The organism is Streptomyces sp. NPDC046203, assembly GCF_040646255.1.
Taxonomy (GTDB): Bacteria; Actinomycetota; Actinomycetes; order Streptomycetales; family Streptomycetaceae; genus Streptomyces.
The window spans coordinates 1-24,494 of record NZ_JBEYZX010000038.1 but is presented as its reverse complement, the minus strand read 5'-3'; the positions used below and the strand labels follow the sequence as shown (position 1 = coordinate 24,494).

Annotated in this window: 17 protein-coding genes; 12 read left to right on the top strand and 5 right to left on the bottom strand. The window is 73.9% G+C overall.

Features of this window, described 5'->3' with window-relative positions; all coding sequences use genetic code 11:
• Positions 1-3: 3 nt before the first annotated feature.
• From ABZ990_RS23655 to ABZ990_RS23625, 7 genes are all read left to right on the top strand, one after another.
• Entirely contained in the window at positions 4-2,916 is a 2,913-nt protein-coding gene (locus ABZ990_RS23655; protein ID WP_361234925.1) for a lantibiotic dehydratase, read from the top strand.
• Positions 2,904-4,034, top strand: coding sequence for a lantibiotic dehydratase C-terminal domain-containing protein (locus ABZ990_RS23650; protein ID WP_361234922.1), 1,131 nt, complete (start codon positions 2,904-2,906; stop codon positions 4,032-4,034). Before ABZ990_RS23655 ends, ABZ990_RS23650 begins: the two co-directional genes overlap by 13 nt.
• Positions 4,031-5,320, top strand: coding sequence for a M50 family metallopeptidase (locus tag ABZ990_RS23645; RefSeq protein WP_361234919.1), 1,290 nt, complete (start codon positions 4,031-4,033; stop codon positions 5,318-5,320). Before ABZ990_RS23650 ends, ABZ990_RS23645 begins: the two co-directional genes overlap by 4 nt.
• A gap of 194 nt (positions 5,321-5,514) precedes the next feature.
• On the top strand, positions 5,515-6,489 hold the full coding sequence (locus ABZ990_RS23640; protein WP_361234916.1) for an ABC transporter ATP-binding protein: 975 nt from the start codon (positions 5,515-5,517) through the stop codon (positions 6,487-6,489).
• Positions 6,486-7,241, top strand: a complete 756-nt coding sequence (locus tag ABZ990_RS23635) for an ABC transporter permease (protein WP_361234913.1) — start codon at positions 6,486-6,488, stop codon at positions 7,239-7,241. Before ABZ990_RS23640 ends, ABZ990_RS23635 begins: the two co-directional genes overlap by 4 nt.
• Before the next feature lie 89 nt (positions 7,242-7,330).
• A complete protein-coding gene (locus ABZ990_RS23630) occupies positions 7,331-9,283 on the top strand; it encodes a TOMM precursor leader peptide-binding protein (RefSeq protein WP_361235014.1) in 1,953 nt (650 codons plus the stop codon).
• A gap of 173 nt (positions 9,284-9,456) precedes the next feature.
• Positions 9,457-10,758, top strand: a complete 1,302-nt coding sequence (locus ABZ990_RS23625; protein WP_361234910.1) for an amidohydrolase — start codon at positions 9,457-9,459, stop codon at positions 10,756-10,758.
• A 29-nt stretch (positions 10,759-10,787) separates the two neighbouring features.
• Here the strand turns inward: ABZ990_RS23625 and ABZ990_RS23620 are convergent, their stop codons facing one another.
• Both ABZ990_RS23620 and ABZ990_RS23615 read right to left on the bottom strand, forming a co-directional pair.
• Positions 10,788-12,398: an AMP-binding protein gene (locus ABZ990_RS23620; protein WP_361234907.1), complete on the bottom strand. Its 1,611-nt coding sequence runs from the start codon at positions 12,396-12,398 to the stop codon at positions 10,788-10,790.
• A gap of 218 nt (positions 12,399-12,616) precedes the next feature.
• A complete protein-coding gene (locus ABZ990_RS23615) occupies positions 12,617-13,948 on the bottom strand; it encodes a D-arabinono-1,4-lactone oxidase (protein ID WP_361234904.1) in 1,332 nt (443 codons plus the stop codon).
• Between the two features lie 359 nt (positions 13,949-14,307).
• Between ABZ990_RS23615 and ABZ990_RS23610 the strand changes: the two genes are divergently transcribed.
• A complete protein-coding gene (locus ABZ990_RS23610) occupies positions 14,308-15,729 on the top strand; it encodes an alanine racemase (RefSeq protein ID WP_361234901.1) in 1,422 nt (473 codons plus the stop codon).
• 86 nt (positions 15,730-15,815) lie between these two features.
• Here ABZ990_RS23610 and ABZ990_RS23605 read toward each other — a convergent pair whose 3' ends face one another.
• A complete protein-coding gene (locus ABZ990_RS23605) occupies positions 15,816-17,300 on the bottom strand; it encodes an MFS transporter (protein WP_361234898.1) in 1,485 nt (494 codons plus the stop codon).
• Positions 17,301-17,701: 401 nt separating this feature from the next.
• Between ABZ990_RS23605 and ABZ990_RS23600 the strand changes: the two genes are divergently transcribed.
• The 4 genes from ABZ990_RS23600 to ABZ990_RS23585 all read left to right on the top strand — a co-directional run bounded on the left by ABZ990_RS23600 (position 17,702) and on the right by ABZ990_RS23585 (position 21,889).
• Positions 17,702-18,925, top strand: a complete 1,224-nt coding sequence (locus ABZ990_RS23600; RefSeq protein WP_361234895.1) for an aromatic acid exporter family protein — start codon at positions 17,702-17,704, stop codon at positions 18,923-18,925.
• Between the two features lie 151 nt (positions 18,926-19,076).
• The gene (locus ABZ990_RS23595; RefSeq protein WP_361234892.1) at positions 19,077-19,889 is read left to right on the top strand and encodes a crotonase/enoyl-CoA hydratase family protein; all 813 of its coding nucleotides are present in this window, start codon (positions 19,077-19,079) and stop codon (positions 19,887-19,889) included.
• A gap of 436 nt (positions 19,890-20,325) precedes the next feature.
• Entirely contained in the window at positions 20,326-20,649 is a 324-nt protein-coding gene (locus ABZ990_RS23590; RefSeq protein ID WP_361234889.1) for a plasmid stabilization protein, read from the top strand.
• 280 nt (positions 20,650-20,929) lie between these two features.
• Positions 20,930-21,889 carry an NmrA/HSCARG family protein gene (locus ABZ990_RS23585; protein WP_361234886.1) on the top strand — a complete coding sequence of 320 codons (960 nt, stop codon included), beginning with the start codon at positions 20,930-20,932 and terminating at the stop codon, positions 21,887-21,889.
• Positions 21,890-22,322: 433 nt separating this feature from the next.
• Here ABZ990_RS23585 and ABZ990_RS23580 read toward each other — a convergent pair whose 3' ends face one another.
• Both ABZ990_RS23580 and ABZ990_RS23575 read right to left on the bottom strand, forming a co-directional pair.
• Positions 22,323-23,741: an amidase gene (locus ABZ990_RS23580; RefSeq protein WP_361234884.1), complete on the bottom strand. Its 1,419-nt coding sequence runs from the start codon at positions 23,739-23,741 to the stop codon at positions 22,323-22,325.
• A gap of 130 nt (positions 23,742-23,871) precedes the next feature.
• Positions 23,872-24,033 carry a hypothetical protein gene (locus ABZ990_RS23575; protein WP_361234881.1) on the bottom strand — a complete coding sequence of 54 codons (162 nt, stop codon included), beginning with the start codon at positions 24,031-24,033 and terminating at the stop codon, positions 23,872-23,874.
• Between the last annotated feature and the right edge of the window lie 461 nt (positions 24,034-24,494).

Here is a 24,494-nt window from a genome sequence, read left to right as displayed (position 1 = left end):
CCCATGACATCCACGACGTCCGGCGTCCCGGACCCCCAGCACCATCCGGCCGGCCCGGACCGCGCCGAGGCCGGCGGGTCCCGCTGGGAGCCCGGTGCCCGCTTCGTGCTGCGCGCGGCCGGGCTGCCGATCGAGACCGCGCAGGCGCTGCGCTGCCCGGACACCCGCGCCTGGGCCGACCGGGTGCTGGCCGAGGAGGAGCGGCTCGCCGCGACCGGCGCGGAGCTCAGCGATCTGCTGGCCGCCCTGGTCAAGGCGACCACCACTGGTCCCGACGAGCTGCCCGGCGACGCGACGGCCCGGCGCGGCCTGCTGGCGCTGCGCCGGCAGATCTTCAACAACCGGCTGCCGGCCGACCCCGAGGCGGCCGTCCGGCTGGTGGCCGAGCGGGACGCCGAGGCCGGTGAGCGGACCTCCGCCTGGCTGCGGGACCGGGCCCTGTTCGGCGAACTCCTGGCCAGTGGCGAGGAGTTGCTGGACGGTGAACTCCGGGAAAGCCGTGGCGCGTTGCGCCGTGCACTGGCCGACGACCGGATCCGGCGCGCGCTGCTGCTCGCCTCGCCGACGCTGGACGGACGGCTGGACGCGTATCTGAACGACACCAGCGCCCGCCCGGCCAACCGGATGCGGAAGATCGAGCGTTCGGCGCTCACGTATCTGTACCGCACGGCATGCAAGACCAGTCCGTTCAGCACCTTCACCGGAGTCGGTCTCGCCTCGTTCGGGGCCGGGTCGGCGACGACCGGGCAGGACGCGGCGGACACGACGGACCCGGCGGACGGCCCGGCGGACGACAGTGCCGCGCTGGACGTCGGCGGGGAGTGGACCAGCCATGTCCGGCTGAACGTGGTGGTGCTGAGCCGGCTCACCGAGCTGATCACCGCCGACCACGCGCGCCGCCAGGACCTGCCGGTGACGCTGTCGCCGGGCTGGGAGCGCGACGCGGACCGGATCCGCTACGTCCGCCACGAGACGACCGCCGGTGACGACGGCGCGGCCGTGACCTTCGACGCGGTCCGCGACCGGCTGTTCTTCCTGCGCCGCAGCGGCACCCTGGACCGGCTCCTGGAGTGGCTCGGCGGCCGGGACGGGACGGTGCGGCTGCGGGATCTGGTGGACTGGCTGGAGTCGGAGCACCGGGCCGGCCGGGAGGAGTGCGAGCGGTACGCCTCCGCCCTGCTGAACGTGGGCATGGTACAGGTGCCGCTACTGCGGACCGACGTCCACAGCGGCGACCCGCTGCGCGCGTACCAGGAGGCGCTGCGCTCGCTGGAGGCACCGTGGGCGGAGCGGCTGGCGGAGCTGCTGGACGGTCCGGCCGCGTGCCTGGCGCGCTATCCGTACGCCGATGTCACCGAGTGCCGCACCCTGTTGCGCACCCTGCGCACCCAACTGTACGATGCCCAGATCGAATTGGGCGCCACCGAGCCGACCCTGCCGCAGACCCTCGTCTACGAGGACGTGGACACGGGCGGCGAGTTGGCCTGTGGGTCCGAGGTGCTGAGCGGACGGACCGGCCGGTCGCTGCGCGCCGTGGAGGGCGTGCTGCCGCTGTTCGACCTGACGCTTCCCCAGCGCATCACGCTCATGGGCTTCTTCCTCGCCCGCTACGGCCGGGGCGGGCGCTGCGACGACCTGCTGGGCCTGGTCCACGACTTCCACGAGGACTTCTTCGACCAGTACGTCTCGTTCACCTCCAAGCGCTCCCCGTTCGACGCGAACGGCGCCTACGTACCCGAGGAGAACTGGCTCGGCCAGCCGGAGATGAAGGCCCTCGACGGGGCCCGGACCCTCTTCCACGACGGGGTGCGCGCCCTGTGGGAGCGGACCGGGACGGCGGACGCCGAGGAGATCGAGCTCCCGGCCGCGCTGCTCGACGAGACGGCGGGCGAACTCGCCGCGCTCGGCGCGCGGTTCGTCCCGCAGAGCCATCATCTCCAGCTGTCCCGGCCCGCGGAGGGCGGACAGCTCGCCGTGCTCAACAAGTCGTACGGCGGACTGGCCTTCCCCTTCAGCCGGTTCACCCATCTGTACGACGGCGCGGCCTCGGACGCGTCCGGGGACGGCACCGGATTCTCGGACGCGCTGCGCGTGGAGATCGCGCGACGCCGCCCGGAGGGCGCCGTGTTCGCGGAGGTCACCGGCGGGCCGGTCAGCAGCAATCTCAATCTCCACGGACGGCTGACCAACCACCACATCGTCTGCCCCGGCGAGACGACGACCGTGCCGGACGAGGCGCGGATCGACCTCGACGATCTCTATGTCGTCCACGACGAGGCGGCCGGCCGGCTCGTGCTGCGCTCGCGCCGGCTCGACCGTGAGGTCGTCCCGGTCTACCTGGGCTATCTGGTGCCGATCGCGCTCCCCGCGATCCCGCGCACCCTGCTGCTGTTCTCCCCCAGCACCATGGCCGCCCTCGACGTATGGGCGGGGGTGCCCGAGGGCGAGGCCGAGCAGGGGGTGACCCGCAGGCCGCGGGTCCGGCACGGCTCCGTCGTCGTCTCCCGGCGCGCCTGGACCGCGCTCGCCGACGTCCTGCCGGTGCGCCGGCCCGGGGCCGGCGAGACGGAGTTCTTCCTGGACTGGCAGCGCTGGCGGCGTACGCACGGTCTCGCCGACCGGTGCTTCGCCACCGTCGCCCGGCCCGGACAGGGACCGATCGGCGCCAAGCCGATCTACGTCGACTTCGACAGCCCGCTGTCGCTGTCCTCGTTCGACGCGCTCATGGAGCGGTCGCCGGGCACCCGGGTGACCTTCCGGGAGATGCTGCCCGCCGAGGACGCGCTGCACGTCACCTCGGAGCGCGGCCGGCACGTGGCCGAACTCGCCGTCGAGACCTTCACCACCCGTACCACTCCTTCCTGTTCCCCTTCCCCGCAGTCCGGCCCGGAGGTCGACCCGTCATGCCCGAACTGACCGAGCCCGCGGCCTTCCGGCCCGCCGAGGACGGCGCCTCCTCCCCTTGGCTGGCGCTGCACGTCTTCTACGCCGCCAACCCCCAGCCGCTTCTGGTGAAGTGTGTGCGTCCGCTGTTCGACCAGCTCACCGAAGAGGGGCTGATCGAGGGCTACTTCTTCATCAACTACTGGCTGGAGGGGCCGCACGTCCGGATCCGGCTGCGGCCCGCCTCCCCCGAGGTGGAGCCCGAGGTCCGCCGGCGCGCCGAGGAGGCGATCGGCGGCTTCCTGAAGAGCCGGCCCGCCCTGTACGAGGTGGACTCGGGCTTCCTCAAGGACTTCTACAACTCGCTGTTCGACATCGAGTTCCCGGGCGAGGACCGGGAGAAGTACATGGGCCCGGACGGCCGGATGAACCTGCGGCCGAACAACTCCTTCTCGTACGAGGTCTACGCCCCCGAGTACGCCAAGTACGGCGGCCCGGCCGGTGTGGAGCTGGCCGAGTGGCACTTCCGGCGCTCCAGCGACCTGGTCCTGGAGGCGTACGGCAGCATGAACCTGCATCTGCGGACCGTGCTGCTCGGCACGTCGGCGCAGCTGATGATGGTGATGGCGAGCTGCTTCCTGCCCGAGGAGAAGGATCTGGCCGACTACCTCGACGCGTACTACGGCTTCTGGCACCGGCTGTTCCCCGGCACCGGGTTCATCGGCTCGTCCGAGTACGAGCGGACGTACGAGAAGATGGCGCCTTCGCTCGGCGCCCGGTTCGCGCAGCTGCGGGAGGCGGTCGCGAGCCGTGAGCCGGCCCGGCTCCCGGAGTTCCTGCGCGGCTGGGCCGAGCACTGCCTGGAGCTGCGCGACCGGGTGGTGGAACTCACCGAGCGCGGCGAGCTGGCGTTCCCCGCGTGGGACGGTCCGGCGCGGGAGGACACCGGCCAGGAGCGTGCGGCGGATCCGGACGCGGCCCCGCTGGTGACCGCGACCCGGGTGGAGGCGGTCCTGCCGCGGCTGCTCTCCCCGTATATGCACATGACCAACAACCGGCTGCACGTGACGATCCAGGACGAGGCGTATCTGGCGTACGTCCTGGGCCGGGTGCTGCGCGAGCCGGTTCCGGGACGGCAGGACGCGTCGTGAGCGCCCCCGACCGCACCGGGGCGGAGCCGGACGGCACGGGCGCCGGGGCCGCCGAGGCCGCCGGAACCACCGGGACCGCGGCAGCCGCAACCGCCGCTGGAACCACCGACGGATCAACCGCCGCTGCGGGCAAGGCCGGTGGGGCCGTCGGCTCCGCCGGCGGGGCCGCCCAGAGCGGTGCCGACCGGGCCGCCGCCGTCCGCGCCTACCGGCCGGAGATGCGCCCGGGGGTGGTGATCGGCCCGGCCGTGCTGCGCGGCCCGCGCACCGTCCATCTGGTCAAGCACCCGGTGAGCGGAGCCACGTTCGAGATCGGCCCCAAGGAGCAGTTCGTCCTCTCGCTGCTCGACGGCACCCGCGGCCAGGACGACGTGGTCGCGGCGTACGCCGAGCGGTTCCGGCTCCGGCTGCCCGACGAGCAGTGGATCCGGCTGCTCGGACTCCTCGGTACCCGGGGGCTGTTGGCCGGGGCGCCGGACCCGGCGCCGCCCGAGCCGGTCCCCGCCGAGCCCAACACCTTCTGGAAGGGCACCCGCAGCACGGTGTCCGACGCCCACCGGACCGCGTCCCGGCTGCACCGGATCCTGTCCCCGTTCCTGGGGGCGTGGCTCCAGGTCCCGCTGGTGCTCGCCTCGTTGGTGATGATCGTGGCGGTTCTCGCCGATCCGCCGGCGTTCTGGGACGGGATGCTGGACCTGGTGTCCCGGCCGCTGGTCCTCGTGCCGTTCGCGGTGTTCCTGTGGTTCAGCATCTGTCTGCACGAACTCGCGCACGGGATCGCCGCCCGCCGTTACGGCGGTGTCGTCACCGAGATCGGGCTGCGCTGGCGCTTTCCGACGATGATGATGTACTGCACGGTCGACAACTACCTGTTCCTGCCCGGGCTCCGGGCGAAGCTGGTGGTGGCCGCGGCCGGTGCGCACATCAACCTCGTCCTGCTGCTGCCGTTCGCGCTGTGGTGGGCGCTGATCGATCCGGCGGACCCGGCCCGGCCGCCGCTCACCGGGGCGCTGTTCATCGGCATCGTGCAGGCCCTGAGCAATCTGGTCCCGCTGCCGCCGCTGGACGGCTACCGCATCCTCAGCCATCTGGTGGGCGCGGTCGGCCTCGCTCCGGAGACCCGCACCTATCTGATGCTGCGGCGCGGCGGTGGCCGGGACGCGGTGGCCGCCTACCCCGCGCGGGCCCGCCGGGTGTACACCTCGTACGCGGTCACGGCGGCCTGCTGTGTGCTGCTCGCGGTGGCCGGCAGCGTCACGGCCGTCGTGCTCCTGATCACCGGGTGAGCCGGCCGCCGCTGCCCCCGGCGGCCGGCCGACCACCCTCGTACGCCCACCGGCCGACAGCTCGAAGACGACCACTCGAAATCGACCGGCCGACCCGCCCACCGGCCGCCCGCCCGACCGCCCGACCGCCCGAAGACGCCCCGACGACCTCCCCGACGGCGAAAGTTCACGCAACTCATGAATGAGGTACCCCTATGACCTCCCCCTCCCCCTCCACGGACGCCGTGGCCGCGGCGGCCGTCGCGGTCGACGCCGTGACCAAGACCTACGGCGACCGCAGAGCCGTCGACGGGGTCTCCCTGACGATCCGGCGCGGCGAGTTCTTCGGGCTGCTCGGCCCCAACGGCGCCGGCAAGTCCACGCTGGTGGAGATCATGGAAGGGCTGCGCAAGGCCGACTCCGGGTCGGTGACGGTGTTCGGCGAGTCGCCGTGGCCGCGCAACACCGCGCTGCTGCCGCGCATGGGCGTACAGACCCAGTCCTCGGCGTTCTTCGTCCGCCAGACCGTCCACGAGCACCTGCGGACCGTCGCCGCGCTGTTCGGCGCGGATCCGCGGGCCGTGGACGAGACCCTGGAGTCGGTGGGTCTCGGCGGGATGCACGGCGTCCGGGTGGACAACTTGTCCGGCGGTCAGCGCCAGCGGCTCGCCATCGCGTCCGCGCTGGTGCACGGTCCGGAGCTGATCTTCCTGGACGAGCCGACGGCCGCGCTCGACCCGGAGGGCCGGCGCGATCTGTGGGAGGTGTTGCGGGGGCTGAAGGCGAAGGGCCGCACCATCGTGTACACCACCCATCACCTGGACGAGGCGGAGGCGCTCTGCGACCGCGTCGGCATCCTGGTGGCGGGCCGCCTCGTCGTCACCGACGAGCCGCAGCACCTCATCGACACTTTCGGCGCGAGCAGCCGGCTGCTCGTGCCGCTCGGCCGGATCGACGAGGCCGAGGCACGCGAACTGCCGGGCGTGGACGGGGTCATGGTGCAGGGCGGACATCTCGTCCTGGAGACCCGCGCCACCGGGCAGGTGCTGTCCGCGCTGGACGCGCGGGGCGGCCTGGACGGGGTGCAGACCCGTACGCCCAGCCTGGAGGACGTGTACCTCGAGCTCACCACCCGGCAGACCTCCCCCGCGTCGCAGCACGCCTCGAAGAACCAGGAGCAGCAGGCATGAGCGCCTACTCCGCCCTGACCGCCGCGGGCTACCGCGCCCAGGTCCGGGACAAGACGACCGTCTTCTTCACCTTCGCCTTCCCGCTGATCTTCCTCGTGGTCTTCGGTCTGGTCTTCCGCGGCCAGAGCGTCGAGGAGAGCGGCTTCTCGTATCTGTCGTACACCGCGTCCGGGGTGCTGTCCTGGGGTGTGGCCAACGCCGCCGTCTTCGGTACCGGCTTCACGCTGATGCAGTGGCGCGCGGACGACATCCTGCGGATGATCCGGATGTCCCCGGCGCCGCTGTCCGCCGTCATCGGTTCGCGCTACGTTCTCGCGCTCGGCGTCGGGCTCGTGCAGTCGGTGCTGTTCGTGGGCGTCGCGATGCTGCCGGGCTTCGGTCTGGTGCCGGCCTCGCGCTGGCCGCTGCTGATCCCCGTACTGATCCTCGGCATCACCACCTTCCTGCTGCTCGGCGTGATCATCGGCAGCATCGCCGACACCGCCGAGTCGGTGGCCGGCATCGCCAACTTCCTCATGCTGCCGATGGCGTTCCTGTCCGGCTCGTTCTTCCCGCTGGACTCCATGCCGGACTGGCTGCAGAAGGTCTCCCTGGTGCTGCCGCTGCGCTATCTCAACGACGCGGTGTCCGGTTCGCTGACCGGCCGGGGCGACCTCGGGGACATCGGCATGGGCTGTGTGGGACTCGTCGTGTTCGCCGCGGTGTTCGGGCTGATCGCGGCGCGCACCTTCCGCTGGACGAAGAAGTCATGACCGCGCCCACCGCAACCACCGCGACCACCGCGCCCGCCACAGGAACCACGGGAACCACGCCCACCGCGGCCCGGCCGCTCGCCCAGCCCATGGAGACCGCCCGCGCCGCCCTCCAGTCCACCCTGGACGGCCGGTTCGGCGACGGCGCGCCGCGGGTGGTGACGGTCGGCGCCGTCGCCGCCCGCGGCGGGGACGGCGACGCGCCGGACGTGTGGGCGGCCGACCGGCCGGCGGCCCGGGTGCATCTGACCGCCTCGGCGGTCCTCGTCGGCCCCTGGGGCGGCGACGGCACCGCGCCCGCCTGCGGCCGCTGTCTCGCGCTGCGCTGGCAGCGGCTGCGCAGCCGCAGCGAACGCGACGCGCTGGAACTCGGCGGGCTCGACGGGCCGCGTCCGGCGGGAGCCTGGCCGCTGCTGCCCGCGCACGTCCACGACTCGGTGGCGGCGCTGGCCGAGGCGGTCCTCGGCGAGGAGGTCCTCGGCCGGCCGGGCTCGGGTCCGGCGCCGGTGCCACCGGCCGAGCACCCCGCCGACCGGGCGCTGCCCCAGGTGACCCGGCTCGACCTCGCGAACCTGACGGTCCGCACGTATCCGCTGCTCGCCGATCCGCTCTGCCCGGACTGCGGTCCGGGCGCCCGGGTGCCGGCGGCCGGCGAGGTCGAGCCGCTGAGCCTGGTCTCCCGCCCGAAGCCGGACCCGGACGGCTACCGGCTGCGCTCCGCGTTCGCGATCCCGATGCCGGTGGACGCGCTCGCCAACCCGGTCTGCGGCGCGCTGGGCGCCTCGACCTGGACCGACGTCACCTCCTCGACGACCGCCCCGGTGGCGGGCAGTGTGTTCATCCGAGGCTACGCGGGGCTGCACGACGTCACCTGGAGCGGGCAGGAGAACTCCTTCGCGACCAGCCGCCGGCTCGCCTTCCTGGAGGGCCTGGAGCGGTACTCCGGTACGCACCGGCGCGGCGGGCACGCGCCGGTCGTCGGCTCGTACGACGAGCTGCGGGCCGACGCGATCGACCCGGTGGAGTGCGGGGTCTACAGCCCGGAGACGTACCGGGACGACCCGCTGGTCCGGCCGTTCGACCCGGCCCGGCCGATTCCCTGGGAGTGGGGCTGGTCGCTGCGCGACGAACGGCCCGTCCTGGTGCCGTCCCGGCTCGTCTACTACAGCGCGCCGCTGGCCGGCGACGACTTCGTCTTCGAGTGCTCCAACGGCTGCGCCATCGGCGGCGCCCTGGAGGAGGCGGTGCTCGGCGGTCTGCTGGAGCTGATCGAGCGGGACTCCTTCCTCAACGGCTGGTACGGGGCGGCCCGGCTGCCCCGGATCGACCTGGCGACCCTCGGCAGCCCCACGGCCGCCGCGATGGTCGAACGGGCCGCGCTCCAGGGCTACGACGTGCACGCCTTCGACAACCGGATCGACCTGCCGGTCCCGGCCGTCACCGTGGTCGGCGTCCGCCGCGACGGCGGGCCCGGCACCCTGTCGTTCGCGGCCGCGGCCTCGCTGGATCCGCGTTCGGCGGTCGAGGGGGCGCTGTCGGAGGTGCTCAGCTACATCCCGCACCTGACCCGGCAGACCGTCGAGCGACAGGGCGAACTGGAGGCGATGGCCGACGACTTCGGTCTCGTACGGCATCTGAAGGACCACCCCCAGCTGTACGGGCTGCCGAGGATGGCCGAGTACGCGCGGAGCTATCTGGAGCCGTCCGAGGCCCGTCCGTTCGACGAGGCGTACGCCGAGTGGCAGGGTCACGGCCGGCCGCGCACCGGCGATCTGCGGGACGACGTCGCGGTGGTCCGTGACGCGCTCGTCGGCGCCGGCCACGATGTGATCGTGGTGGACCAGACCTCTCCGGAGCAGGAGCGGATGGGGCTGCGCACGGTCGCCACGGTGGTGCCGGGGCTGCTGCCGATCGACTTCGGCTGGAACCGGCAGCGGGCGGTGCGGATGCCCCGGCTGCGTACCGCGCTGCGGCGCGGCGGGCACCGGGACACCGACCTCACCGAGGCCGAGATCCGGATGGCCCCGCACCCCTTCCCCTGACAGTGACCTGACTGTCCGTCACGCTTCTTGTTCCGTACGCCTGTTCCGGGCCTCCGCCGCCGTGCCGCGACGGAGGCCCGGGGCCGTTCCCTCCCCGGAGTACGCCGATGTCCCCGACCGTTCCCCCTCCTTCTTCCCCGACCCCTTCGCCGGTCTCCTCGCCTTCCTCCGCCATGCCGCAGTCCCTTGGCGCCGGGCCCGGTGGGGAGGATCTCCTCCTGCGGGCCGGGCAGGTGCTGCGGCCGGCGCTCGGCCTCTATCTGGACCTGCACGCGCATCCCGAGCCGTCCGGCGAGGAGGCCCGCACCGCGGACCGGTTCGCCGAGCGGCTCACCGCCGCGGGTCTGGACGTCACCCGGGGAGTGGGCGGCCACGGGGTGGTCGGGGTGCTGCGCAACGGGCCCGGGCCGAGCGTGTGGCTGCGGGCGGAGCTCGACGCGCTGCCGATGCGGGAGCGTACGGAACTGCCGTACGCCAGCCGGAACGGCGCCATGCACGCCTGCGGCCACGATCTGCACCTCGCGGCGGCGGCGGGCGCGGCGGAGCTGCTCGCCACGCTGTCCGGCCGGTGGCAGGGCACGCTCGTGGTGGTGGGGCAGCCCGCCGAGGAGACGCTGACCGGGGCCGAGGCGATGCTGCGGGACGGACTGTACGAGCGGTTCGGCCGGCCCGGTGTCGTCCTCGCCCAGCACGCCGCCCCGCTGCCGTCCGGCCTCATCGCGCACATGACGGACGGCGGCCCGCCGATCACCGGGGCCGGCGCCGTACTGGAGGTGACGCTGCACGGCCGGGGCGGGCACGCCGCCACCCCGCATCTGGCGGTGGACCCGGTCCTGGCCGCCGCGTCCGTGGTCACCCGGCTGCAAGCGGTCGTGTCCCGCGAGTCGGCACCCGCCGAGGCGGTGACGCTGACCGTGGGCACGCTCCGGGCCGGCGTCGCCGCCAACGTCATCCCGGACCTCGCGACGCTCGGGATCGGGGTCCGGGCGGCGGACGAAGCGGCACTGGAGCGGGCGCTCGCGGCCGTGCACCGCATCGTGCGCGCCGAGAGCGCGGCCTCGGGGGCGCCGCGCGACCCGGAGGTGAGGATGGTGTCCCGGTCGGCGGCACTGCGGTGCGATCCGGCGGCGACGGCCGCCGCGTGGGGCGCGCACGCGCGGCTGCTCGGGCCCGGTCGGGTGCTGCCATGGCCGGGGTCGCCGGCGACGGAGGACTTCCCGCTGTTCGGGGACGCCGGGGCGGGGATCCACGGGGAGTCCGGGATCCCGCTGGTGTACTGGATGCTGGGGGTGGCGGGAGCCGCCGGCCCGGACGGGGAGCCGCCGGCGCCCAACCACTCGCCGCACTTCGCGCCGGATGTACGGACCGCGCTGCGGCCGGCGATCGCCGCTCCGGCCGCGGCGGCCCTGGCCCACTTCGCCGCCCCGCCCGCGCCCGGATCAGGGGCGGGGACGGATCCGGAGGGCGACAGCTGAATCGAGGGGCGGCCGGGGCGGGGGCCGGGTCAGGCTCCGGTGCCGGCTCCGAGGGGCAGTGAGCGCAGGTCCTTGCGGAGGATCTTGCCGGACGCCGACTTGGGCACGGTGTCGGTGAACTCGACGATCCGCACCTTCTTGTGCGGCGCGACCCGCTCGGCGACGAACGCGACGACCTCGTCCGCGGTCAGCTCGGCCCCGGGGCGGCGGACGACGAACGCGCGCGGGAGTTCACCGGCCGTCTCGTCGGGGTAGCCGACCACGACGGCGTCCACGATCGCCGGGTGGGTGAGCAGCAGCGCCTCCAGCTCGGCCGGCGGCACCTGGTAGCCCTTGTACTTGATGAGTTCCTTGAGCCGGTCGACGACGTACACCTCGCCGCGCGGCCCGAGCCGGGCGAGGTCCCCGGTACGCAGGAAGCCGTCGGGCAGGATGGTCTCGGCGGTCGCCTCGGGGTTGTTCAGGTAACCGGCCATCACATTCGGTCCGCGCACCTGGAGTTCACCCGTCTCGCTCAGCCCTTCGGCGGGCGGCGCGAGTTCGTGCCCGGTCTCGGGGTCGACCAGCCGGTACTCCACGTTCGGCAGGGCGAAGCCGATGGAGCCGACCGACACACTGCCGTCCACCGGGGTGAGATGGGAGACCGGGCTCAGCTCGGTCATGCCGAAACCCTGGAGCATCCGGCAGCCGAGCCGGGCCGCGAGCGCCTCGCCCAGCGCCTCGTCGAGCGGCGCCGCCCCGCTCACCACCAACCGTACCGAGGACAGGTCGTATTCGCGGACCAGCGGATGCTTGGTCAGCGCGACGGCGATCGGCGGCGCCACATAGAGGAAGGTGCAGCGCCACTCCTGGATCACGCGGAGGAACTCGGCGAGGTCGAAGCGCGGCAGGGTGACGAGCGTCCCGCGCGCTCTGAGGGTGCCGTTGAGGATGACGCTCATCCCGTAGATGTGAAAGAAGGGCAGGATCGCCGGGACCGTGTCCTCGGAGTTCTGCGGCAGCACCGGCTCGTTCTGGCGAACGGCCGCGACCAGGTTGGCGTGGGTCAGCATGACGCCCTTGGCACGGCCGGTGGTGCCCGAGGAGTACGGCAGGGCGGCGAGGTGGGTCGCGGGATCGATGGTCACCCGGGGCGCGGGCCGGCCCTCGGCCAGCAGGGCGGGCAGGGTCTCGTACGTCCCGTCCGTGCCCGCGCCGTCGTCCAGCAGGTACACCTGGGAGGCGGACAGTCCGGCAGCGGCGGTGGCGGCGAGTCCGGCGGGCAGCAGCGGGCCGACCGTGAGGTACCGGACGGCTCCGGCGTCGCGCAGCTGTGCGGTGATCTCGGCCGGTGTGTAGAGGGCGTTGAGGGTGGTGACGGTTCCGCCCGCGCGGAGGACTCCGTGGAACGCCACCGCGAACTCCGGGCAGTTGGGAGCGTTGAGCGCCACCACGTCACCGGGACGCAGCCCCCGTGCGGCGAGCGCACCGGCGAACCGGTCGATCCGCTCGGCGAGTTCGCCGTAGGTGAGGGTCTGTCCGCTGACCCCGTCGACGAGCGCGATCCGTTCCCGGTCCGCGTCGCCGAGTGTGCCGAACAGCAGCTCGTGCACGGTGACGTCCGGCACGGCGACATCGGGGAGGGGACTGCGAAGGATCACGGGGGCTCCTGAAGGATCATGGCGGGGCGACGCACTGCCGCGCATCCTGCCGCACCCGGGGGCCGTACCGCGAGAGTTTGTGGCGGTGCTGTTCGGCTGGGACGGATTCCGGTGGACCGGGAGCCGTGGCGGCCGTGGCTCGCCGCCCGCTCGCCGTGACTTCGCCCGGACCTCGCCCCCTCGGGTCGCCGCTCCCGGAGCGAGTCACGCGGGCGAGGTCACGCGGGGCGTCGTACCGGCGCCTCGGGGGCCGGGCCGAGGACGCGGTCGAGGTACGGGTTGGCGAAGACGCCGGTCGGGTCGAGCGTGTCGCGCAGAGCCGTGAAACCGTCGAACCGGTCGTAGCGGGACCGGAGTTCGTCCGCACCGAGATCGTGCATCTTGCCCCAGTGCGGCCGCCCGCCGAAGTCGCCGAGGATGTCCTGGCAGGCGCGGAAGTACCGCTGATAGGGCATGCGGTGGTACTGGTGGAAGGCGATGTAGCAGCTGGCGCGGCCGTGCGCGGTGGACAGCCAGATGTCGTCGGCGGCCGAGAACCGCACCTCCAGCGGGAAGGACACGCGCGCGTCGTGCGCGTCGATCCAGCGCTTCAGTTCGCGCAGCGCGTCGGCCGCGTGCTCGCGCGGGATCGCGAACTCGCCCTCGTGGAACCGGACATCGCGGACCGAGGCGAAGACCTTGTACGAGTGGTCGGTCCACTCGCGCGAGGACATGGCCCGTGCCGCGAACCGGGCGATCGGCGGCACCAGCGACGGAAAGCGGGCGCCGAGGCGGTTCAGGCCCTCGAAGCCGAGGCCGCTGACGGTCTCGTCGAGACGGCGGGCGACCGCGCCGATCGGCCGCAGCGGCGCGTCGCCGGGCAGCCGCCGGAAGCGCCGGGTGAGAGTGGTGGTGCTGTGCGGGAACCAGAAGAACTCGAAGTGGTCGTGGGTGTCGGCGAACTCCTGGGCCCTCTCCAGGGTTTCACCGACCGGCATGGCCGCGTCGCGGGCGTGCAGGGCGAACAGCGGGACGCACTGGAGTGTCACCCGGGTGAGCACACCGAGGGCACCGAGGCCGACCCGGGCCGCCGCGAACAGGTCGGGCCGCTCGGTGGGCGAGCAGGTGACCACGCTGCCGTCGGCGAGGACCAGTTCGAGGGCGCGGACCTGGGTCGCGATGCCGCCGAACCGTACGCCGGAGCCGTGGGTGCCGGTGGAGATGGCACCGGAGATCGTCTGCCGGTCGATGTCGCCCATGTTCTCCAGGGCCAGGCCGTGCGCGGCGAGCAACGGTCCGAGCTTCCACAGCGGCATGCCCGCCTCGACGGTCACGAGGCCGGTGGCCTCGTCGAGGGAGCACAGCCCGTCCATGCCGTCGAGCAGGAGCTGGACGTCGGGTGCGACGGCCGCGCCGCTGAAGGAGTGCCCGGAGCCCACCGGCTTCACCCGCAGGCCGGCGTCCACGGCGTCCTTCACCGCGGCGGCCACCTCGTCGGGACCCGTGGGGCGCAGGACCCGCCGGGGCCGCGCCTCCTCGTTGCCCGCCCAGTTGCGCCACACGCTGCTCATGCCAGGAGTCCTCTCGACCCGATCGACGGACCGGCGCCGGACGCCCGGCGACGGCTGGTCCCGTCCGAGTGGCGACGGCCCCGACTCCGGCCACTCGGACAGGACCTCGCCGGAAGACTGAACTTGGTCGGTCGTCCAAGTCAAGGGCTCCCGCGCCTTGACTTGGACGACCGACCAAGAGACCGTGGCGCCCCGTACCCGATCCGGCCCCGGGGCCACCCCCCGCCTTTCCGGGGCCGGTTCGGGGACGGCTCGCGCCCCTCGCGGTTCCCGCCCCGCACCGCCCCACACCGCCGCCGCTGTCTCCGCCGTCTCCGCCGCTTCCTCCTCCGCCCCTGTCCTCGGAAAGGCCGCACGCCATGCCCAGCGCCGTGCCGGACGACGTCTTCGCCGTCCCCGCCCCAGCCCAGGCCGTCCGCCCGGTCTCCCCCGCGGGGTTCGCCGATCTGGAGAAGGCGACGGCCGGTCTCCAGCCGCCGTTCGCCGTCGTCGACCTCGCGGCCCTGCGTGCCAACGCCGGCCACATGGTCCGGCGCGCGGGCGGCAAGCCGATCCGGCTCGCCAGCAAGTCCCTGCGCTGCCGCTCCCTGATCGGCGAGGTGCTGCGGATGCCGGGCTTCTCCGGCATCCTCGCCTTCACGCTGCCGGAGGCGCTGTGGCTGGCGCAGGACGGGCCCGGCCGGGGCGGCGCGGATCCGGCCGGTGGCGGCCTGATCGGTGCGGGCCGGGCCGGTACGGCGCCAGGCAACACGGACGGCAGGGACGGCAGGGACGGCAGGGACGGCAGGGACGGCAGGGCCAGGGTGGGTGGTACGGCCGGCGCGGGCGCGATCGCCCCCGGGACCGACATCCTCGTCGCCTACCCGACCGCCGACCTGCCCGCGCTGCGCCGACTCGCCGCCGACGAACAGGCCGCCGCCCGCATCACCCTGATGGTCGATTCCGTCGCGCATCTCGACCTGATCGCCGACGCGATCGGCCGGTCCGGTGCCCCGGTGCGCGTCTGTCTGGACCTCGATGCCTCGCTGCGCCTGTTCGGCGGTCGCGTCCATCTCGGCATGCGCCGCTCGCCGCTGCACGCCCCCGAGCAGGCCGCCGCGCTGGCCCGCGCGGTCCTGGCCCGGCCGGGGCTGAGACTCGTCGGCGTGATGGCGTACGAGGGACAGATCGCCGGTGTCGGCGACGACCAGCCCGGGCCGGGCGCGATGCGCGCGGCCGTACGGCTCGTGCAGCGGGTGTCCGTCCGTGAGCTGCGCGCCCGCCGCGCCGCCGCGATCCGCGCCGTACGGGCGGTGGCGCCGCTGGAGTTCGTCAACGGGGGCGGCACCGGCAGTCTGGAGTCGACCTCGGCCGAGCCGGCCGTCACCGAACTGGGCGCCGGATCCGGTGTCTACGCGCCCGCCCTGTTCGACCACTACCGCGGCTTCCGCCCGCTGCCCGCCGCGTACTTCGCGCTCTCCGTGGTCCGCCGGCCGGCGCCCCGGCATGTCACCGTCCTCGGCGGCGGCTGGGTCGCCTCCGGGGCGCCGGGCCCGGACCGGCTGCCGCTGCCGGTGCATCCGCCGGGCCTGCGGATGCTGCCCGCCGAGGGCGCGGGCGAGGTCCAGACCCCGCTGACCGGGCCGGCCGCGGACGGGCTGCGGCTCGGCGACCGGGTGTGGTTCCGGCACGCCAAGGCGGGGGAACTGTGCGAGCGGGTCGAGACCCTGCATCTCGTCGAGGGCGACCGGATCGTGGACGCCGTCCCCACCTACCGGGGCGAGCGGCACGCCTTCCTGTGACAGGGGACGACGGCAGGGCGAAGAGGGGCAGGGGCGGAGAACGGGTGCGTACGCCGGTCCCCCGGCCGCCGCCCCGCCTCCCGGCCTCAGCGCTCCGGCTCGGCCGACAGAGGGGTGGCGATGTCCTCCAGAGAACGTCGCTCGGCGTCGACGGCGAGGAACGCCGCCACCAGGCCCGCCGCGCACATCAGGCCCGCGCCGATCTGGAAGGCCACGACGGTGTCGGACACCACGCCCGACGTGGTGAGTTCGGCGAAGATCAGCGGGCCGCTGATACCGCCGGCGGCCGTGCCGATGGCGTAGAAGAAGGCGATGGCCATCGCCCGGGTCTCCATCGGAAAGATCTCCGAAACCGTGAGATAGGCGCTCGACGCGCCCGCCGACGCGAAGAACAGCACCACGCACCAGCAGACGGTCAGGGTCGTCGCGGTGAGTGTGCCGCGCCCGAAGAGCCAGGCCGTACCGAAGAGAAGGACGCCGGAGAGAAGGTACGTGGAGGAGATCATGATCCGGCGTCCGACGGTGTCGAACAGCTTGCCGAGCAGCAGCGGGCCGACGAAGTTGCCGGCGGCGATGACGGCGAAGTAGTAGCCGGTGCGGTCGGTCGGCACGTCGAAGAAGGTGATGAGGATGGTGCCGAAGCCGAAGGTGATGGCGTTGTAGAGGAACGCCTGCCCGATGAAGAGCGACAGGCCGAGCACCGCACGGCGCGGATAGCGGCGGAAGACGGTCTTCGCGACGACCCCGAATCCGATGGCGCGCCGCTGGTGGATGGTGAGGGTGCCGCGCGGGGCCGGCAGCCGGTGGCCGTGCTCCCGTTCGACGGCCCGCTCGACCTCGCCCACCAGCTGTTCGGCCTCTTCGCCCCGGCCGTGGATGAACTGCCAGCGCGGACTCTCCGGCACGTGCCGCCGGACGAGAAGGATGACGAGTCCGAGGACGACACCGAGGGCGAAACTGAGCCGCCAGCCCACGTCCTCGGGAAAGATGCCGGTGTTCAGCATCACCAGGGAGAGCATCGCTCCGCCGATGGCGCCCAGCCAGTAACTGCCGTTGATGATCAGGTCGACCCGGCCCCGGTACGCGGACGGGATGAGTTCGTCGATGGCGGAGTTGATGGCCGCGTACTCGCCGCCGATGCCGAAGCCGGTGAGGAAACGGAAGAGGAAGAACCACCACGCCTCGAAGGAGAGCGCGGTGAGCGCGGTCGCGGCGAGATAGACGGCCAGGGTGACCATGAACAGCTTCTTGCGGCCGTGCCGGTCGGTGAGCCAGCCGAAGAACAGGGCGCCGGCGCAGGCGCCGGCGACATAGAGGGCGGCGGCCGTGCCGGTGACCTGGGCGGCGGTGATGTGCAGACCGCTGCCGGGTTCGGCGAGGCGGCCGGCGATATTGCCGACGATGGTGACTTCCAGACCGTCCAGGATCCAGACGGTGCCGAGGCCGACGACGATCATCCAGTGCCAGCGCGACCAGGGCAGCCGGTCCAGCCGGGCCGGGACGGCGGTGGTCACGGTTCCGATACTCACGGGGCCGGGCCCGGAGGAGGCCGGTGGCGGTTTCGCGGTCATGGTCCCCTTTCCGGTTCCCTTTCGTTCGTCGGGTGCTCGTTCCTGCCCGTGCGGCTCGTACGCCGTCGCGCTCCTCGTACTCCTCGTACGCCTCACCCGCCTTCGTGCGCTCCGCCCGCCGTCGTACGACTCGGGCTTCACGCGCGGCGGGGCCCGGCCCAGCGGTTCGCGCCGCGCGGCTTTCGGGCGGCACGTCCAGCATGGGCGGGAGACGGCGGTCCCACCACGAGACCGTCCGCCGACCGGGCGCATACGGTCCACCGGACCGGGGCAGGCGTCGGGGACCGAAGGCCCGGCGCGAAGAGACCCGGCACGAGCACGAGCAACACGAGAGACACGGGGAACACAAGGAACACGAGGAGCCGGTGGGCCGGGGCACGACGACCCGAAGGAGGGAGTACGTGGCACAGGCACCTCGGCGGCGCACCGGACCCGCGTCCCGCCACGCCCGGCTCGTCGCACGGCTGCGGCGCGATCCGTTCACCGTGCAAACGGTCCGCTCGACTGCGGCGGCCACTTTGTCGTACGTCGTCGCACTCTGGCTCAGCAGCGAACCCGCACCGCTCACCGCCCCGCTCACCGCGCTCCTGGTCGTCCAGGTCACGCTCTACTCGACGCTCACCACCAGCCTGCGCCGGGTCAACTCGGTGGTGGTCGGCGTTCTCATCGCGATCGCGTTCAGCGTGATCGTGGGGCTCTCCTGGTGGAGCCTCGCCCTGATCATCCTGGCGTCGCTCGTGGTGGGGCGGGTCGTGCGCGTCGAGGAGTTCGTACCGGAGGTCGCGATCAGCGCGATGCTGGTGCTCGGCGTCACCCAGGTCGCCCACACGGCCTGGGACCGGGTGCTGGAGACGCTGATCGGGGCGGCCGTCGGGCTGCTCTTCAATCTGGTGCTCGCGCCACCCGTATGGGTGGACACCGCCGGGGAGTCGATCGAGGAGCTGGCCCGGCGGACCCGCCGGCTCCTCCTCGACGTGGCGGACGAGTTCTCCGAGACGACCCCGGTCGAGCGGGCGGCGGCCCGGCTGCACGAGGCCCGGCGCCTGGACGACGATGTCGCCGGGGTGGACGCGGCGCTGCGCACGGCCGAGGACAGCCTGCGGCTCAATCCCCGGGTCAAGGAGGGGCTGCTGCACCGCGTCGTGCTCCGCACCGGGCTCGACACCTTGGAGATCTGCGCGGTCGTCGTACGCGTCCTCGCCCGTACGGTCACCGACCTGGCGAAGGCGCGCTCCGGCGCGGTGCTGTTGCCGTCTCCCGCCGCTCTGGCGCTGCGGGAGACGGCGGAGTACACCGGGGACGCCGTCGTCAGCTTCGCCGTCCTCGTCACGGCGCGCGGCAGCGAGGCGGCGGAGGCCGCCGAGCACCGCCTCGCCGAGGAGCTACGGGCCGCCCGCGCCCGTCGTACCCACGCGGCCGAGCTCCTGCTGGCGCTGACGCTGCGCGACCCGCGTCACTGGCAGTTGCACGGGGCTCTGCTCGCCGAACTCGACCGTATCCTCGACGAGCTCGACCCCGACCACCGCGGCCGGCGCCTGATGGAGGAACTCGACCGCCGTACGAGCGCCCTGCGCGAGCGCCGCCGCCGACTGACCCTCCGCGCCCGGCTCCGCACCCGCGCGTGAGCCGCCGGGTCCGGCCACCTGCCCCGTGGCACCCCGGACCGGGCGGCGCGAGGACGCCGGAGAGGACGCAGGACGGGAGCCGGGCCCCTGCCTCCCGGCCCCTGCCCCCTGCCTCCTGGCCCTGGGGGTCCCGGCGCACGAGAATGCCGCCATGACCGACACCCCCGCCGCGCCGGCGGACCAGGAGGAGACCGCGCCCGCCGTCCGGGTGGAGCGGGACGGGCCCGTGACGACCGTGGTGCTGTCGCGGCCCGCCGCCCGCAACGCCGTCGACGGACCGACGGCCCGCCATCTCGCCGACGCCTTCCGGGAGTTCGAGGCGGACGACGAGGCGGCGGTGGCCGTGCTGTGGGGTGAGGGCGGCACCTTCTGCGCGGGCGCGGACCTGAAGGCGATCGGCACCGGGCGGGGCAACCGGGTGGCGCCGGACGGCGACGGGCCGATGGGGCCGACCCGACTGCGGCTGACGAAGCCGGTGATCGCCGCGATCTCCGGGCACGCGGTGGCGGGCGGCCTGGAGCTGGCGCTCTGGTGCGATCTGCGGGTGGCCGAGGAGGACGCGGTCTTCGGGGTGTTCTGCCGGCGCTGGGGAGTGCCGCTGATCGACGGCGGCACGGTACGGCTGCCCCGGCTGATCGGCGAGAGCCGCGCCATGGACCTGATCCTGACCGGCCGGCCGGTCCCGGCCGCCGAGGCGTACGCGATCGGTCTCGCCAACCGTCTCGTCCCGCCCGGACGGGCCCGCGCCGAGGCCGAGGAACTCGCCCGGAACATCGCGGCGTTCCCCCAACTGTGTCTGCGCCACGATCGGTTGTCGGTGCGGGAGCAGCACGGCCGGCCCGAGTCGGAGGCGCTGGACGCCGAACTCCGGCATGGCATGGTGCCGTTGTCGGCGGGCGAGACGGGGGCGGGCGCCGCACGCTTCGCGTCGGGGGCGGGGCGGCACGGCGCGTTCGACGGCTGAGGGACGACCTCCCCTGCCCGCCGTCGCAGGGCCGCCGCGGGTGGCGACGGCCGGCCCGTCGCCGGCGGTAGAGGGCCGCGCTCGCGCCACCGGGTCGTACGACGCCGGGAGCAGCGGGAGCGGACGGGCGCGGTCAGGCGCGGACCGGCACGGACGGGTCCGCCGGTGGAGCACCGCCAGGGTCTCCACCCGCATGCGGTCCGGCTCCGGCCTCTCCTCCCCCACTCCCCTCCTCGCAGGGATCCGGCCGGGGCCGAAGGAGCGGGCGCCGGGTGGCACGTCGAGTGGCGGAATCGGCCGCGCCATGACGATCATCGGAGGAACCGGCCGGTCCCCCGGACCGTACGCGTGAACCTCCGCGCAAGAGGCAGCGGCCCGTCGCGGGGACCCGTCACAGCCCCACGGTTCCCGGATTCCCCCAGAGAGAGGAAGGGCCATGCCGCGCGGATCGAGCAGCAAACGAGAGCGGCAGTACGAGCACATCAAGGAGAGCGCCCTGGACCGGGGCGAGAGCGAGAAGCGCGCCCGAGAGATCGCCGCGCGGACCGTGAACAAGGAGCGCGCCCGGGCGGGCGAGTCCAGGACGGCGAGCCGGACCTCCCTGGAGGACATGTCCTCCTCGCGCCGCGGCGGGCAGCACGCGCACAGCGGCGCGCGGGGCCCGACGTACGACCAGCTCTACGCGGAGGCGCAGCGGCGCGATGTGCACGGGCGCTCGTCGATGAACAAGGACGAGCTCAAGCGCGTGCTGGGTCAGTGAGCCCCGGCGCGGGCAGGCGCGGGCACCCGGGCCGGTGACACGGAGGCATGGCGGGCGGCCGGGCGGGTAGCCGCCCGAATGGGCGGCCGGAGCGCTCGGCGTTCATCCGCGCGCGCGAGCGGCGGGTGTGGCGCCTTCGCGGGCATCCGATCTCGCGATGTCGCGCGCGCCGGCTGTCGCGGGCGCGAGCCGTCGCGGACGTCGGCTGTCGCAGGTGTCCGCGGGGGCCGTCCGCCCCTGGTGAACACCGGAGGAGATCGAAGGAGGAGGATCCGGAAGCATGACGGACAAGCGCATCGTGACCGTGTGCGGCGCGACCGGGAACCAGGGCGGCGGCGTGGCGCGGGCCATTCTCGCCGATCCCGAGGGCGAGTTCGCCGTCCGCGCGCTCACCCGCCGGCCCGACTCAGCGGCGGCGAAGGAGTTGGAGCGGCTGGGGGCCGAGGTGGTGCGGGCGGACCTCGACGAGCCGGAGAGTCTGGGGCCGGCGTTCGAGGGCGTGTACGGCGCGTTCCTGGTGACGAACTTCTGGGAGCACGGGTCGGCCGAGCGGGAGAAGGCGCAGGCCGGCCATCTGGCCCGGGCCGCCGGGCACGCCGGGGTGCAGCACGCGATCTGGTCCACGCTGGAGGACACCCGCGCGTGCGTCCCCGTCGACGACCCGCGCATGCCGACGCTGCAGGGCTCGTACAAGGTCCCGCACTTCGACGCCAAGGCGGAGGCCGACGCCTTCTTCGGGGACGCGGGGGTTCCGACGACGTTCCTGCGGGCCACGTACTACTGGGAGAACCTGCTCGGCGGCTCCGGACCGCACCGCGTCGACGACGGCACCCTCGTCCTCGACATGCCGATGGGCGACAAGCGGCTCGCGGGGATCGCCGTCGGCGACATCGGCCATGTCGCGCTGGCCGTCCTGCACCGGGGCACCGACCTGATCGCGGCCACGGTGAGCATCGCGGGCGAGCATCTGCCGGTCGCGGACATGGCCGCGCGGATGACGGAGGCGCTGGGCGAGCCGGTGGCGTACCGGCCGCTGACTCCGGACGCGTACCGCGCACGGGACGTTCCCGGGGCCGACGAGTCGGGGAACATGTTCCAGTTCTACGCGGACTGCGAGGAGCGTTTCACCGGCGCCCGCGACATCGCGGCCGTACGGGCGCTGTATCCCGGCCTCCAGGACTTCGCGACCTGGCTGGGCGGGCACCGCGAGGAGCTGGCCGCCCGGATCCGGGACCTCTGAGGCGGCGCGCCCGAACGGCCGCCCGGATGTCCGGCCCGGCACCCGCCGGAGCCGGAGGAGACAGGAGGAGCGAGGCGAGAACCATGGGTCACCCTCCGAACGATCCCGTGCCCCCGAGTCCCACCCCCGCACCGGGGCCCGGACCGCAGCCCGGACCGGCGCCGGGGCCGGTACCCGCGCCGGGCGGACCGGATCCGCCGCCGCCCGCGCCGCCGAGGCCCGAACCCGACCCGCAGCCGCCCACGCCCCGCCCCGATCCGTATCCGAAGCCGGGCCCGCTGCCCGGCCCCGTACCCGTTCCGGATCCGGATCCGGATCCGGCGCGGCAACCCGATCCGGAACGGTGACCTGGCCGGTCCGTGAGCCCGCACCCACCGGGCCGCCGGACCCGCCGTCCGGACCCGCCGTCCGGACCTCCCGTCCGGCCCAGCGCTCAGACGTCCTGGATCCGCCGGAACGGCTGCTCCGCCTCCAGCTGGAACGCGACTTCCAGCAGCGTCCGTTCGGCTCCGGGCCGGCCCGCGAACATCACGCCGATGGGCAGTTGCTCGTCCGTCGTCCGCGCCGCCGGGAGCGAGAGGGACGGGGTGCCGACGACGTTGTCGATCGGGGTGAACGCGACGTACGCGAGGATCCGCTCGATCAGCTCCGGGTACGGCACGTCCGGGCCGAGGCGCCCGATCGGGGGCGTGGTGTGGGCGAGGACCGGGGACAGCAGCAGGTCGTACCCGCGGAACGCGGCGGCGTACGCCTCCTTGGTGCGTCCGAGGCGCCGCAGCACGCCGGGGGTGTGCCGCCAGTTCGCGAGGTACCGGGCGCGCAGCCCGCGGCTGAGGCCGTCCATGCGCCGGTGGTCGAAGTCCGGCCCGAGGGTGCGGCCGGTGGCGCCTATGAGGAAGGCGAGCATGCCCCAGTAGGTGAGGAAGTCGTCGGTGAAACGGGGGTCGAGGGCCGGTGCGACGGGTTCGACGGTGTGGCCGAGGCATTCGAGGAGGGTGGCGGTCTCGGTGACGGCGGCCCGGGTGGCGGCGTCGGTGCGGGCGCCGGCCGGGGAGTCGAGCAGCAGGCCGATGCGCAGCCGGCGGCCCGTGGGGCCCTCCATCAGACCGAGCCGGGGCAGGGCGGGGTTGCGCCAGTAGCGTTCGGCGGCGGCGAGGAAGGTGGCGGTGTCGCGGACGGAGCGGCTGACGACGCCGTCGTTGACCAGGTCGATCGGGAGCAGCCTGCTCTGGGCGTTGGGGACCACCCGGCCGCGGGTCGGCTTGAGGCCGACGAGTCCGCAGGCCGCGGCGGGGATGCGGATCGAGCCGCCGCCGTCGTTGGCGTGCGCGATCGGCACCGCGCCGGCGGCCACCAGGGCGGCGCTGCCGCCGGAGGAGCCACCGGCCGAGTGGCCGGTGTGCCAGGGGTTGCGGACGGGTTCGGCGTCCCCCTCGTACTCCGTGCTGGGGCTGAAGCCGAACTCGGGCAGCCGGGTCTTGCCGAGCACGGTGACCCCGGTGCTGACGAACTGCCGCACGAACGGGGCGTGTTGGCCGGCCGCTCGCGGGGTGAAGGCGGCGCTGCCGTGACCGGTGGGCAGCCCGCGGTGGTCACTGTTGTCCTTGACGAAAGTCGGGACGCCGGTGAGCAGTCCCGGGCCGCCGGTGGCCGGGCGCGGGCTGTCGACGTGCACCTGCACCGCGTGCAGTCTGCTCTCCACCTCCCGGACCCGCTCGGCCGCGGCCCGGGCGGCCTCGTCGGCCCCGACCTCGCCACGCCGGATCGCCGCCGCGAGCCCGACGGCGTCGTGTTCCCCCAGGGCGTCGTCCCGGAAGGCGTGCACCGTGTTCCGTATGTCGATGGTCGTCACCGTTACCTCGCCCGGGGCCGTGTGGATGGTCGGCCGCCATCATGACGTACCAGCAGGTAACACGCGAGGGGTGGCGGCCACCGGGTACCGGGCGGCGGGCCCGGCACCCGGTGGCGCCCCGCGGGCTTGGTCAGGCGCCGTAGCCGTCGAGGACCCGGCGCGCCACCTTCCGCGCCGGTTCGGCCAGTTCGGCGTCCACGGCGGCCGAGCGGGACTCGCCGACGACAAGGACGGCGCCGGGTGCGGTGGTTCCGCTGCCCACGGACGTCCCCGTGCCCACGGACGTCCCCATGCTCGGGGAAGTCTCGGCGCGTGCGGCGGTCTCGGTGCGTGCGGCCGTCCCGGTGCCCGCGGCGGTCTCGGCCAGCAGGTTCCGTCGCAGATGAGTGGGCGGATGGGTGGAGTCGACACGGTGACCGCGCGACTCGGCGACGCGCCGCAGCCGCTCGTACTCGTGCGCGGGGACGGTCGCGATCCGCTCCGCCGGCCGGTCCCACAGCCCTCCGCCGGATCGTGCCGCCGCTCCGTCCCGGCACCGCGGGTCCGTGCGACGACCACTTCCCGCTGAAGCGCCGTCAGAGCGGCGTCGGCGACGAGCAGCCGCTCCAGGAGGCCGATGCCCGCGCCGGTCCCGCCGATCCGGGCGGCGGAGGCGTCGGCCTAGGGCGTGTTTCGAAAGTCCCTCCTGGCCCGCGACGCCTGGCACGCCCTCCCCCGTAGCCCTTCGGGCACGGGAGGTGCCCCCACGCTGCG